The organism is Streptomyces sp. NPDC030799 (assembly GCF_055572255.1).
The window spans coordinates 254840-266914 of sequence record NZ_JBVIDS010000003.1 but is presented as its reverse complement, the minus strand read 5'-3'; the positions used below and the strand labels follow the sequence as shown (position 1 = coordinate 266914).

At 69.2% G+C, this 12075-nt stretch carries 12 protein-coding genes and 1 pseudogene; 6 read left to right on the top strand and 7 right to left on the bottom strand.

Annotated features, from left to right (window positions below; all coding sequences use genetic code 11):
- The first annotated feature begins 62 nt into the window (after window positions 1-62).
- From ACZ41I_RS08745 to ACZ41I_RS08735, 3 genes and pseudogenes are all read left to right on the top strand, one after another.
- On the top strand, window positions 63-893 hold the full coding sequence (locus ACZ41I_RS08745) for an NAD(P)H-binding protein (protein WP_468513605.1): 831 nt from the start codon (window positions 63-65) through the stop codon (window positions 891-893).
- A gap of 119 nt (window positions 894-1012) precedes the next feature.
- Window positions 1013-1231 (top strand): transposase, encoded by a 219-nt coding sequence (locus tag ACZ41I_RS08740; RefSeq protein ID WP_468513604.1) that lies wholly within the window; start codon window positions 1013-1015, stop codon window positions 1229-1231.
- Window positions 1232-1280: 49 nt separating this feature from the next.
- Window positions 1281-1523, top strand: a pseudogene (locus tag ACZ41I_RS08735) (SpoIIE family protein phosphatase); the annotation flags it as partial.
- A 90-nt stretch (window positions 1524-1613) separates the two neighbouring features.
- Here ACZ41I_RS08735 and ACZ41I_RS08730 read toward each other — a convergent pair.
- Together ACZ41I_RS08730 and ACZ41I_RS08725 are read right to left on the bottom strand one after the other, a co-directional pair.
- A complete protein-coding gene (locus ACZ41I_RS08730; RefSeq protein ID WP_468513603.1) occupies window positions 1614-2423 on the bottom strand; it encodes a VOC family protein in 810 nt (269 codons plus the stop codon).
- 220 nt (window positions 2424-2643) lie between these two features.
- Window positions 2644-3180 carry a hypothetical protein gene (locus ACZ41I_RS08725; RefSeq protein ID WP_468513602.1) on the bottom strand — a complete coding sequence of 179 codons (537 nt, stop codon included), beginning with the start codon at window positions 3178-3180 and terminating at the stop codon, window positions 2644-2646.
- 239 nt (window positions 3181-3419) lie between these two features.
- Between ACZ41I_RS08725 and ACZ41I_RS08720 the strand changes: the two genes are divergently transcribed.
- Window positions 3420-3941 (top strand): EF-hand domain-containing protein, encoded by a 522-nt coding sequence (locus ACZ41I_RS08720; protein WP_468513601.1) that lies wholly within the window; start codon window positions 3420-3422, stop codon window positions 3939-3941.
- Between the two features lie 93 nt (window positions 3942-4034).
- On the opposite strand, the gene ACZ41I_RS08715 is transcribed toward ACZ41I_RS08720, so the two are convergent.
- The 3 genes from ACZ41I_RS08715 to ACZ41I_RS08705 form a co-directional block, all read right to left on the bottom strand.
- Window positions 4035-4580 (bottom strand): hypothetical protein, encoded by a 546-nt coding sequence (locus ACZ41I_RS08715; protein WP_468513600.1) that lies wholly within the window; start codon window positions 4578-4580, stop codon window positions 4035-4037.
- 967 nt (window positions 4581-5547) lie between these two features.
- Entirely contained in the window at window positions 5548-6447 is a 900-nt protein-coding gene (locus ACZ41I_RS08710; RefSeq protein ID WP_468513599.1) for an FG-GAP repeat domain-containing protein, read from the bottom strand.
- Window positions 6448-7433: 986 nt separating this feature from the next.
- A complete protein-coding gene (locus ACZ41I_RS08705; RefSeq protein ID WP_399775804.1) occupies window positions 7434-8069 on the bottom strand; it encodes a LysE family translocator in 636 nt (211 codons plus the stop codon).
- Window positions 8070-8615: 546 nt separating this feature from the next.
- Between ACZ41I_RS08705 and ACZ41I_RS08700 the strand changes: the two genes are divergently transcribed.
- Together ACZ41I_RS08700 and ACZ41I_RS08695 are read left to right on the top strand one after the other, a co-directional pair.
- Window positions 8616-9716 carry an ArsR/SmtB family transcription factor gene (locus ACZ41I_RS08700; RefSeq protein WP_468513598.1) on the top strand — a complete coding sequence of 367 codons (1101 nt, stop codon included), beginning with the start codon at window positions 8616-8618 and terminating at the stop codon, window positions 9714-9716.
- A 76-nt stretch (window positions 9717-9792) separates the two neighbouring features.
- Window positions 9793-10260 carry a hypothetical protein gene (locus ACZ41I_RS08695; RefSeq protein ID WP_468513597.1) on the top strand — a complete coding sequence of 156 codons (468 nt, stop codon included), beginning with the start codon at window positions 9793-9795 and terminating at the stop codon, window positions 10258-10260.
- A gap of 711 nt (window positions 10261-10971) precedes the next feature.
- Here the strand turns inward: ACZ41I_RS08695 and ACZ41I_RS08690 are convergent.
- Both ACZ41I_RS08690 and ACZ41I_RS08685 read right to left on the bottom strand, forming a co-directional pair.
- On the bottom strand, window positions 10972-11334 hold the full coding sequence (locus tag ACZ41I_RS08690) for a hypothetical protein (RefSeq protein WP_468513596.1): 363 nt from the start codon (window positions 11332-11334) through the stop codon (window positions 10972-10974).
- A complete protein-coding gene (locus ACZ41I_RS08685; RefSeq protein ID WP_399775816.1) occupies window positions 11331-11864 on the bottom strand; it encodes a nucleoside-triphosphatase in 534 nt (177 codons plus the stop codon). The genes ACZ41I_RS08690 and ACZ41I_RS08685 overlap by 4 nt, the downstream gene beginning before the upstream one ends.
- Window positions 11865-12075 lie beyond the last annotated feature (211 nt).

The following is a 12075-nucleotide window of genomic DNA, read 5'->3' as shown; positions in this document are numbered from 1 at the left end:
CAAAGGAAGTCAGGATCATCTCCCATGGATCGTCCACACGCCCCTGGGGTTGTCTGGACGGCATGAAGAACCTCCTTGTCCTCGGCGGCACCGGCAAGACCGGCAGCCGCATCGCCCGACGCCTCAAGGCCGTCGGCCTGCCGGTCCGCACGGCCTCCCGCACCGGCGGCGACTGCCGCCTCGACCTTGACGACCCGGCGAGCTGGGCGTCCGCGCTCGACGGCGTCACGGCCGCCTATCTCGTGGAGCCCAGCCTGTCGGGGAGCACCGACCACCAGGCACGCATACCCCGGTTGGTGACCGAGGCGGTCACCGCGGGCGTGCGCCGCCTGGTGCTGCTGTCCGCCCCACGCGCAGGTGAGGACGGCCATCCCCTGCATGCCGCCGAACAGGCCGTGCGCGGATCCGGCGTGGAGTGGACCATCCTGCGCCCGCAGTGGTTCGCGCAGAACTTCAGCGAGGGACCCTGGCGGCACGGGATTCTCGCCGGGGCCCTGGCCCTGCCCACCGGTGACGGGCGCACCCCGTTCGTCGACGCCGAGGACATCGCCGAGGTCGCCGCAGCGGCACTGTCCGAAGAGGGCCACAGCGGACGGGTCTACGATCTGACCGGCCCACGGGCGATCAGCTTCGGTGAAGCGGCCGACCTCATCACCCGGGCCACCGGCCGTACGATCCGTCACCTTGACGTCGATCCGGAGGACTTCGTCGAGCGTCAGGTCGCCGCCGGCGCCGCACCCGATGTCGCCCAGCTGCTGACGGGGCTGTTGGTCGACATCCGCAACGGCTCGGGCGCCGGGCTCTCCGACGGCGTGGAACGAGCCCTCGGCCGACCACCCAGGACTTTCGAGACGTTCGTCACCGAGACCGCCGCCGCGGGCCACTGGAACTGAAGGTCGGCGCGCGTCGAGCAGGCTCACGGTGAGTACCAAAGCGGCTGACTGAAGGGCACACCGGCCAGCACCCGCGGCGGCGGATCTGCCAGCGGTTGTGCGAGGCGAGCAGCCCTGAGGTGTGGGTGGTCGATGCGGTGTCGTTCCCCAAGTGCGGCATCGCATCGGTCGGGGTGGCCCGGCGGTGGTGCGGGAGTGGGGCAAGCGGGCGATCCGCCAGGCCGCGGTCAGCGTCCAGCTCCAGTCCGTCGTCGGGCACAGCCCGGCGCATCCTGCGAAGATGGCCGAGCTGCTGTCCGGAAGCTGCGCGATCGGCGAGCAGGGCGAGATGTGGATGAGCCAGCTCCGAGAGGGCAGATTGCCGCCAGAGCATGAGACGGCCCAGGCACCGACCCGCCGCTGGGAGCCCGTCCCCGCGACGTCCCGCGCCCGCAGGCCGCCGCGCCCTGCACCCCCGGCGACACCCACGTTCTCTCCACCGACGGGCTCATCGAACGCAGAGGGGAGGACATCGACACCGGACTGGACCGGCTGACCGACGCCCTGGCCGACAACTCACGGCTCAGCCCGGACCACCTGGCCGACGTCCTGGCCCGTGACGCCTTGCAGCTCGTCCATGCCGCGCCGTGAACGCAGCCCTGCAACTCCGCCATGGAGCGGAAGTCCCGGAGCGGCTGGCCACCGCATCGACGATGGGCGATGCAGGCCGTACCGCGGACGTCACGGCCTGCTTTCCCGCGAGGTCACCGTGAACTGGGCGCCGTCGGCGTCGCGCAGCACGGCTTGGTGCTCGCCCTCGTGCAGGACGCTGCCGCCGTGCTCCTCCGCGGCCCGGGCGCACAGGCCCACGTCGGGCACGGTGAAGTGGACCTGCCAGTGCGGTCGGACCGAAGGGTCCGGTGGTGTCTCCACCGAGCCGGCCTCGATGCGGGCAACGATGTCATTCCGGCTTCGCAGCAGTACTTCGCCGCCCGCGTACTCGACCTCACAGCAGCCGGGGAAGCCCGAGGCCCAGTCGAGGATCTCGGCGTAGAAGATGGCGGCGTCGAAGGCGTCGCGGGTGTGGAGAGTGATGAAGGTCGGCGCGGCGTGACGCCACGCCTCCCATTCGGTGACGAGCTTCCCCTGCCAGATCCCGAAGGTGGCGCCGTCGCGGTCGGCGAGCAGCGCCGCTCTTCCAGGAGGGAAGGAGATCGGCCCGACTGCCAGCGTGCCGCATCGCTCCCGGACGCGGCTCACGGCTTCGTCCGCGTCCTTCACGGCGAAGTACGGCGTCCAGGCCACGGCCATCTGCCACACGCCGGCCACCCCGGCGATCCCCGCGACAGGTATCCCCTCCGCCAGCGCGGTCCGGAAATGCTCGCCCAGCCTGGCCTTGCGATACCGCCAGCCCAGCACGGCACCGTAGAAGTCCTGGGTGGCGTCGAGATCGCGGCTGGTCAGACTCACCCAGCACGGCGCGCCGAACACGGAGCGCGTGTCGATCATGTCCGTTGCATCCGAGGGATGTGTGCCCTGATTTATGGCCATCGCGCCCTGGCCTCGTACGCTCGCGGCCGCTGCTCTGACTCCAGTGTCCAACCGGAATCCGTGTCCCGCACGTCGCCTGCCCGCAGCAGCGTCGTCCCTGCCTCCATTCGTCCAGGCTGGACCCTCGGAGACCGCCTCCCGCGCGGCTCAGCGGGAGTCATGAGGCCGGTGGATCGTCGAAGACCTGGATGCCGCTCTGAGGTCTCCTCTTGAGGCGGCGCTACGGCTGGATCTCCAGCTGAACCGCGTTGCTGCCTCCCCGCAGGCCGGCCGTGAGGCATTCCGTGGGTAGCTCCCGGGGCAGCCCGGTGATGGTCCGCTCCGCGGGATGACCTTGGCCCCGCCCTTCAATGACCCGGCCCCGCTGGATGACGACAAGGACGCCTGCGACACGGACGGGGATGGCGCTGTCGTAGACGATCAGTGACCTCTGCCCGTCGGTGTATCGGACGGTTTCCGTTCCGCTTCCGCCGGACACGGCGACACAGGAGGCCGCCGGTAGATCCGAGTCGAAGGAACCGGTGGCGGAGACCGTACGGCCGGGAGTGACGCTGCAGGTGTATGTGATGTCCGCGTGGACATGGGCCGGCCGGGGCAGGAGGGTGAGCGGCGGGTCGTAGCGGCTCTCGCTGCCGCCCGTGCAGCCGATGCTCCCTGCCTCGCTCGTCGTGGCCTGACCGGCCGGCGCCCACACCAACGACGATCCCACCAGCATGAGCGACCCCAGGGTCACCGTGATGCCACGCCCACCGAACACGTTGCCTCCAGCCCGTCCTGTACCGCCAACGGCCCTGACCTACCCAGGGGGAAGATCCGCTGCCCTGGCGCTTTGAAGCGCACAGTCGGCGCGCGGTTGCCAGGCGCGCTGTCGCGTGCGCCTGTCCTTCCGCCGGATTCCCTGCGGTCGGCGCCGGGCGCATGAAATCCGGAACACGGCGGGTAGCAAGCGCCGGACGAGAACTGGTGGAGCAGGAAACGATGAGAAGGAGATCTCCAGTGGGCCGTACCGCAGCCGCAGCCGCAGCCGCCACCGCCGCGCGAGCGCGAATCTTCGCCATGATGGACGCCAATGGGGACGGGATCATCTCGGCGCACGACTACCTCTCCCGGGTCGACCGGACCGTCCAGGCCACAGGGCGCACGGAGGACGACCCGCTCGTCGTCGCCGCCCGCGCGGAAGCCCACAAGGCGTGGGGAGCGATGGACGAGAACAGCGACGGGCAGCTCACCTTCGACGAATACGACGCATGGGTCGGCGCCGACAAGTTCGACAACATCTGTCGGTTCGCCCTGGGCTCACTGTTCGACCTCGCCGACGCCGACGGGGACGGCACCCTGGACAAGACCGAATTCACCCTCCTGCGCACCGCGCTGAACAATGCGCCCGGAAACGCCGCTGCCGCGTTCGAGGCACTGGACGCCGACGGCGACGGCCGAGTGGGGCGTGCCGCGTACCTGGCGGCGATCCGCGCCTACGTCATCGGCGACACGTCCCCGATGGGCGAGGCCCTGTATTAGTCCGGGTCCTTCCGGAAGCGGGTACGTCGCGTGACGGTGCTGGTCATGGTCTGGTGGCGGTGGTGTGGCGCCGGATGCGTCGTGGCGAGCGGGTCAGCTGTCGGCTTCCTCTTCTGGCCCGGGCGTGTCGCCGATGGCGACGCGCAGGTCATGAATGCCTTGCAGGATGTCGATGAGGGCTTCTTCCGCCCCGCTCAGAGCGCGTCGGGTTCCTTCTGTATCGCCGCGCTCCGCGTGAAGTTGAGCGCTGAGCGCGTACACCGCCGTCATCGCAGCGGCGAAGGCAGCCTCCCGGCCGGGTGGCAGTTCTTCCGCCTCGGGTTCCGAGACCTGCAGCGCGGTGCGCTGCAGCCGGTTCGTCAGGACGTTGACTGCGAGGCCGGGATCCGCTTCCAGCTGTTCCCCCCAGCCGCGCAATGTCTCAAGGACGTCCTCGATCTCCTCTTCCTCGGTCAGCCGGGTCGCGGCGGTGATCTCGAGCTCCGTTTTCGCCAGCAGACTGCCCAGCAGGCGCAGGCGGTCCTCTTCCTGCGGCCCCTCGGGTCGCTTCTCCGGATCTGCTGGCGGCTCAGCCGCAAGAGCGGCCAGCGCTGCATAGATCTGCTCAGCACTTACCGGGCGCTCGCTACTGATGTTCACGACTTCAGCTTCACCCAGCAAGGCCGTATTCGCCCGCCCAGACACACGGAATCCGTCCACAGGGAAGCCGTCCGAGTGCCGGTGTCCGCTTCCCGGGGGAGGTGCCCGCAAGCACACCACGTCCAGCCCCAGGCGGAGGGCCGTGTGCCGCGCAGCCCCTGCAAGGCCAGGTGGCAGCGTACCGTCGCCTGCTTGCCCTGGCTTGGCAACGAGGCGCGGAGCAGGCCCGCGCAGCGCTCGGCGTGCTTCCGGAAGGCAGTACGGCGACGGTGATCGGGGGCGGCGCCACGGGCATCGAGGCGGCGGCGGAGGTGGCCCGAGGCAAGGCCGGACCTCCGGGTATGGATCGTCGGGTCGTCGGTCGCCGACAGGTGCCGGACATCGCCGGCCTTGCGGGACGCAGTGGTCTCCCGGTCGGTCCGGAAGGTCGTGCGCTCGTGGACGAGTGCCTGCGCAGTCACGGACGACGAACGCTCTGCGCTATGTCGCGCGGGCCGTCAGCCTCGGGCGGAAGAACGCGGTGGGTCGGTTCACCCACCGCGACGACACCCACCGGCGGCGGCCAGGTCGGCCCCGTCCTCGCACGGGCACACGGCGTCGGCCTGGTCCGAGCTGATCAGCGACTCGCCGGGGCTGGTCTGAGATGCGTCAGCAGGCCGCGCGCGATGAGCCGACGGACCGTATCGCCGTCACGTTCGACCGCCCGCCGTACGCGGTCCGCTTTGGTGTGCCGAGCGCGACAGCGATCCGGTCCTCCATGCCGCCGCCGGCGATCGGCTCGCAGGGCAGCGGGGCCGGACCGCGTCTGCGTTCATTGTCTCCACGGCGCACGCGACCATGTCCAGGAGGAGGCGTGCGGACCCCGGCACAAGGCTGGTGTGCTGGGCCCACGCGACCGGCACAGCCCCGAGCCACAGAAACGCTGACGCACCCGCGCCGGGTCCAGCGTCAGGTCCCTGAGGGAACGTCAGAACAGGTCGCGGTACTGGTTGAAGCCGGCGCCGATCTTGACTCGGGATGTGAAGGGGGAGGTGGCCTTGCCCGTCCCCTTGTGCAGCCACAGGATGCCCTTGGGGTCGCGGGCGAGCAGGTCGCTGTGGCCGTCGCCGTCGACGTCACCCGTGGCCACCAGCTTGTTGAACTGGTTCCAGCCCGGACCCATCTTCACACGGGGCGCGAACGGCTTGCGCACATCGCCCGTGCCCTTGTACAGCCACAGGACGCCCTGCTTGTCGCGCGCGACGACGTCCGACTTGCCGTCGCCGGTCAGGTCGCCCTGGCCGGTGATCTGGGTGAACTGATTCCAGCCGGAGCTGACCTTTACGCGCGGTGCCAGCGAGCCGTCCGCCTTGGTCTGCAAGCGCCACAGGACGCCCTGCTTGTCGCGGGCCAGCAGGTCGGGGTGCTTGGCGCCGACCAGGGTGCCGGGGGAGAAGACGACGTTGTACTGACCCCAGCCGGTGGCCACCTTCTTCAGACGCCCGCTGCGCCAGAGATTCAGCGTGCCGTCGTCCATGACGTGGTACGCACCGTCCTGGTAGCCGGTCAGATCCGGGTCGATCGACACCCCGTACCTGAAGTGCGGCCAGACGTACGCGCCCGACCGGTCGTCAAAGCCGCCCTTCCCGTCGGGCATGTAGACATACATCTGGCCCGACGGCAGTATCCCGGAGAGGAAGAAGAACGGCGCGGCGGGCGTGGGCTTGTGCTGCCCGGCGGCGGCGCTCCGGGTGAGGTTCTTCGCCGGACCGGTCGTCGCAGGGGCGGAGGCCAGAGCGGTGCCGGCGGTGGCGCCCACCAGGGCGACGGCGATCGCCGAGGTGACGAGACGCGACAGGGCGCGGGCACGCCGGGAAGACTGCGTCATGTACGACTCCATGAGGTATGCGGAATCAGGCGGTGCGCTCTGCGTAGATGTCGGGAGCGCCCGCATTAGTGTCCGGATCTTTGCACGTCTGTCCCAGTGGTTTCACGGTGGGGTGCGGAATGAAAAATTCTGCCCGGATGGCATTGTGGAAGGGGCGCAACCGCCTATACGTAGCGGCCCTTTTCCCGTCACCGAAAGGCCTCAGCGGGTGTTCCGCGAGCGTTCGCCGGCTCTGACCATGAGAGCGGGCTCCGCTCCGAGCTATGAGGGCCTCTCATCACCTTCACGCCGGCCCACGCCGTCAACGTCGTCGCGTTCTGAAGAAGTTCAGTCGACCATGTCGTCACGGCCCTGCTGACCGCCGCTGTTATGGACGTGATCCGCGGCGTCGCCAACGCCGAACCAAGGGAAGTCCAGGTACCAATTGTGGCCGGCATTCCGGGTGTCGTCGCGACAATGACCGATCCACGGCGGCGGCCCCGGCTGCTACCAGGGGCTTCGGCACGGGCAAGAAGGTCAAGAGCCGCAAGAATTCATCGTCACCGACACCCTCGGCCTGCTGCTGGCCGTCCACGTCGTGGCAGCGAATGCCCAGGAACCGCGACGGCACCAGACACCCGCTGCTGTGGACCCGACTCGACCATCCAAGCGTCCGAAAAGGCTGGGCCGCGAGCTGGAGATCGTCCGCACGGGCCCCGACCAGCGGAGCTTCCAAGTCAGCCGAAGCGGTGGGCGCTAGAACGCACCTTCTCGTGGCTGACCGCCACCGGCGCCTGGCCAGGGACTACGAGGCCGGCCGGGTCCGGCCGGAGACACCATGATCCGCTGGGCGGTGATCGGCATCATGGATCGCCGCCTCACCCGGACGGGACCCGCTTCCCGGCCGGGTCCGCGTCCGTGGACCCGGAACTGCGCCGTGATCGCGAGCCGTGGGCAACACCAGGCCAACGGGACGGGGTGGTCCGGAGCCCGCGAGGCGGAGCCGGTCAGTGATGAGTGGCGGCGATGGTGATCCCGAGGCCGATCAGGGCGACGCCGCCTGCGGCGCCGATCATCGAGAGGCGGCGGTCCGAGCCGGCGAACCATGTGCGGGCCGCGGAGGCGCCCAGGCCCCACAGGGTGTCGCAGAGGAGGCCGATGAGGGCCGGGACCAGGCCGAGGATCACCATCTGGAGCTGGATGTGGCCGGCGTCGTGGTCCACGAACTGGGGCAGGACGGCGGCGAAGAAGACCAAGCCCTTGGGGTTGGTGATGCCGACCAGGAGCCCGTCCATGACCGTGCGCAGATCACTGCGTTTCTCGTCCGCAGTGACCGCCATGTCCGCGCTCAGGCGGTCGCGGTGGCGGAACGTATGGACGCCGAGGTGGATGAGGTAGGCGGCTCCGGCAAGTTTCACCACCAGTAGGGCAGTGGCGGAGCTCTGGACCAGGGTGCCCAGGCCCAGGGCTACGGCCAGGATGACGGCGTAGCAGCCGAGGAGGTTGCCGAGGACGGTGGCGAGAGCGGTGCGGCGGCCGTGGGCAAGGGCGCGGCCGATCACGAACAGGACGCTCGGTCCCGGGATGGCGATCACGACGAGCGACATCGCGGCGAAGGCCAGAAGGTTGGAGGTGGACACCATGGGCCGGTTGCTTTCTGAGTCGTGCGGGGTGCCGGTTCGGCACGGTGCTGGGTGGTGAGGCGGGCCGCGCCCGCGTGGCGGACCACCGGCGCAGAATCGTGAGGTGGGCACGGGGCAGTCGGACCAGGACCGCGGGCGCCACCTGGAGGCCGCGGCCAACGGATCCGGCGCCGCGGCAGACCGGGTGCGCGGATTCGGTGACCGCCGTGTCGATCAGGCGCGCCACCCCGGCACGGTGGCTGAGCAGGGGGATGCTCCCGGGGACCAGGCCCTCGGTGCTGAGCAGATCAGGGTCGGCGGCGAGCAGCTCCGAACGGCTGGTGCCGACGGCGCGGGCGAGGCGGGCGCCCGTGGATGGTGTACGGGCTGCCGGCGTGTCGAACAGGGCCTGCCAGGCGCCTGGCGGTGAGGGTCTGCGGCCTCGAGTTGATCAGGAGTGATGACCATGTCCAGGGGGTGAGTCCGGAGTGATGTCGGAGTGCTTGCTCCCCCTGAGCCTGAACGACGCCGCGCGAACCGATCAAGTGATTGTGGAATCATGCAATCGTGATCACGCTGCGTTTCTCCGAGACGGTCGAGGAGGACCTCGCCTTCTCCGTCTCCCCCCTGCTCGAGGCGGTCCATTCCTGGCACGTGCTCACCGGCCCCGGACACCACGCCCTGCATGTGCCCTGGGTCAGGCGCTGTCGCCGGCTGCCCGCGGCGCTGCGCCGGAAGATGCGCGATCACGGCTTCGTGGTGGCCGACTACATCCCGGCCTTCTTCGAAACCCTGGCGGACGACCACCACGCCGACTTCGCCGGCCAGCTCGCCGTCATTCGCCGGCTACCGCCCGCTCAGCTGGCCGCCGAACTCGCCCAGACCCTCGTCGACACCACCCGCTACCGGGGCGACGACCTCGTCGAGGACACCGCCACCCGCGACGCGGCCCTCACCGAGCTCCAGCAGACCGACCCCACCCGGGCCGCACGACTCAGCGAGGTCCTCACCGACCCCCTCCCGACTCTGGAGGGCGCGCTCACCGCACTGGAGGACTACTGGAGTGCCGCCTTCGCCCGCGAATGGGACCGCATCGAACCCACCCTCTACGAGTCGATCGCCCATGCCGGCCAGCGGATCGCCCACCACGGAGTCTTCCCGATGCTGCGAACCCTGGTACCGCAGATCCGCATCGACCCCGCACAACGCACGCTGCGCCTGGACCGCCCGCACCACCACGACATCACTGTCACCCCCGCCCGCCCGGTGACGTTCACCGCCAGCCACTACGTCTGGCCCCACGTCCGCATCACCTGCGACACACCATGGCCTCTTCGGGTCACTTACCCCGCACTGCCCCTCGCGCCCGCCTCCACGCCCCGCCCGCCGAGCCAGGACGAACTCCTCTCGGCGCTTCGGGCCCTGGCCGCCGCCCCCCGCCTGCAGATCGCCACCTGCCTCGCCGAGCGGAGCCGCAGCACCCAGGAACTCGCCACCCTTCTCGGCCTCTCGCAGTCCGTGATCTCCCGCCACCTCCAGCAGATGACCCAGGCCGGCCTGACCACCACACGCCGCGACGGCTACTACGTCCTCTACTCTCTCGACCCCACCCGCCTCGGCCAGCTCGCCACAGCCCTCAACGGTCTCGTCGCCACACCCCGGAACTGACAGGGGGCATCTGCAGCGCGTCTCCCCCTGGACGCCTGCGCGAAACGCTGTCATACCGGCCCGATAGCTTGCCGCCATGGCAGACATCTACGAACTCTCCATCGTCCTGAACCTGCGCGACGAGCTGTCTGACGATGAGCTCGCAGAGCTTCGGTGGCATCTCGGGCTGGGCCCCAAGCCGGGAACCCTCCATGTCGTGACGGCGTTTCCGACAGTGGAGGAGGATGACCGCGGCGAACCCGTCGTGGTCGACGACCCCGTTCCTCTGCTGGGCCAGCACGGTGAGGCATGGAAGATCGACGGAGCGCTGGTCGCGGTGCTACTCCGCCATGAGCACGCGCGTGCATGGGCCCTGACGGTCCGCCAGGAGATCCACCCCGACGAATTCGACCGCATTGGTGAACTGCTCAGCTGGCTGGCCGCCAAGGCGGATGACCGGCACCGTAGCCCCACCGGCACGGTCCGCCTGGGCTGGACCAGGTTCTACGAGTCAGACCAGTTCGACCCTTTGGTCATTCGAGACGGCGAGGTGCTGTGGCCCTAGAAGTTGTCATCACATGTCATGACACTGCTACCCACCGGGTGGACGCTCCGGCAGCAGCGCTGGAGCGAGGCACATGTGCTCCTGGTGTGTCCCATCGGGCAGGAACAGTCAGGGAACAGCGGACATCGGTGGCCGTCGCTGGTAGGTACAGGTCAGCGGGTCTCCAGGCCACGGGGGCGCAGCTGCCCTGTTGCTGTAAAACTCAAACCTGCACGTCTCGAGAGCGACGACGCCACGCCTGAGCCAGGGGAGTAGCCGCCAGGGGAACCACTTCGGACAAAGTCCGCCGACTGGAAAGGATCACAACGACACCTTGGAAGACCGGCCCGTCACGCCCCCGAGCACCACGGCCTCGCGGTCGCCTCCTCTGCCGCGGGGCCAACTCCTACCACCGTGCGGTCCGGACGGCACGTCGCGTCCTTGTGCACGGCGGCTTCGGTACGGTGCCGCGATGCCCCACGCTTACGCCGCTCCGGGCTTTCCGCAGAGGACACCGAGGAATCGATGGGCCGGGTACTGACGCCTTTCGGAGGCGGCCTCTCTCCCGGCTCCAAGCGCGCCACCGAACTCCGCGCAAGCCGGGGGATCCCGCGCTCACGAGTACGGAGGTGGCGCCGATTCCCTGGTCTCTGACGGCCCACGTCAGGTCAGAGCCGGAGAATGCCCGCACGTGGAGCCCGAACCCTCGTACCAGTACGGGCTCCATGCGTATCACATGCTGAGGCACGACCCATGGGCCCTGACGCTGTCGGCCCGGATGCAGGAGGTACCGGCGGTGTACTTGCCGCCACGGTCGAAGACCTCGATCACCGATGGCTCATCTGCTTGCCACCATGAAGCGAACGCCTCAGCGATGTACTGGGACTGTTGTTCCAAGTCCTGGGTCTTGTCGACGGCGTCATCTGCTTCGTAGTCGACGGTCGGGTAGTCGGATGCCACCTCGATTGCCGGGTACACCTTGCGGGAGTACCCCCGCCACTTCCTCAGGTGCTCGACCGCCTCCTTCTGCTCGGCAGTTCCATGCGCCGCGACGGAACTACTGCTCCGGTGGTGCCACTCGGTTGACGCTTTCATGGCTTCTCGAGCCGGGCTGCCAGATCTACGGGGAGCGTGTCCCGGTTGGTCCGGGTCACTGGGAGCACAGTGATGTCAGGGCGGTGCTTGAGGGCGTCGGTGAAAGGGTCACGGTGCGCGTGGACTGTGGCGACGATGTCGATGTCGGACTCGAACAGACGGCGGACCGTGTCCTGGAACGCGGTGCACGCCAGCTCCATACGCCCGAGCTCGTCGATCAGGACGAGATCTTCAGGAGCGGGATCCGTTGCCGCCGACATGAGCGGCGGGAGCGCGAACTGCTCCATGACGTCCAGATCGACGCCGTAGCGGCCCACCCGCGGTGGACCGGGCAGGTCGACATGGGCGAGCACGGCTCGGTGACCGCCCTCCAGTGTCTCCAGCGCGAAGCCGCTGCGTGTACCACCGTGCCGGATCTCCTCCGTCGTGAAGCCGACCGCCCTGCGGGTGCGCAGGAGCGTGGCCAGGCGGCGGACAAGAGTCGTTTTGCCCGCGCCGGGGCGTCCTTCGAGCAGGATTCTCGTCGGCATCGTGTGTGCTCCTTGACAGGCCCGTATGGCAGGTCCCCGGGGTCGGCGCGGCAGGCCCACAGCCGATGCAGTGCCTCGCGCGGTGAAGACCGGACCGTCACTGCTCGCCGGCGGCTCGGTCAGCTCACCTGCTCAGCCCAAGTCTCCACAGACCACGGCCGTGTGGCGCGGCGACCAGCGCGTCAGCCGAGGAAGGAGGGTGATGTCGGTC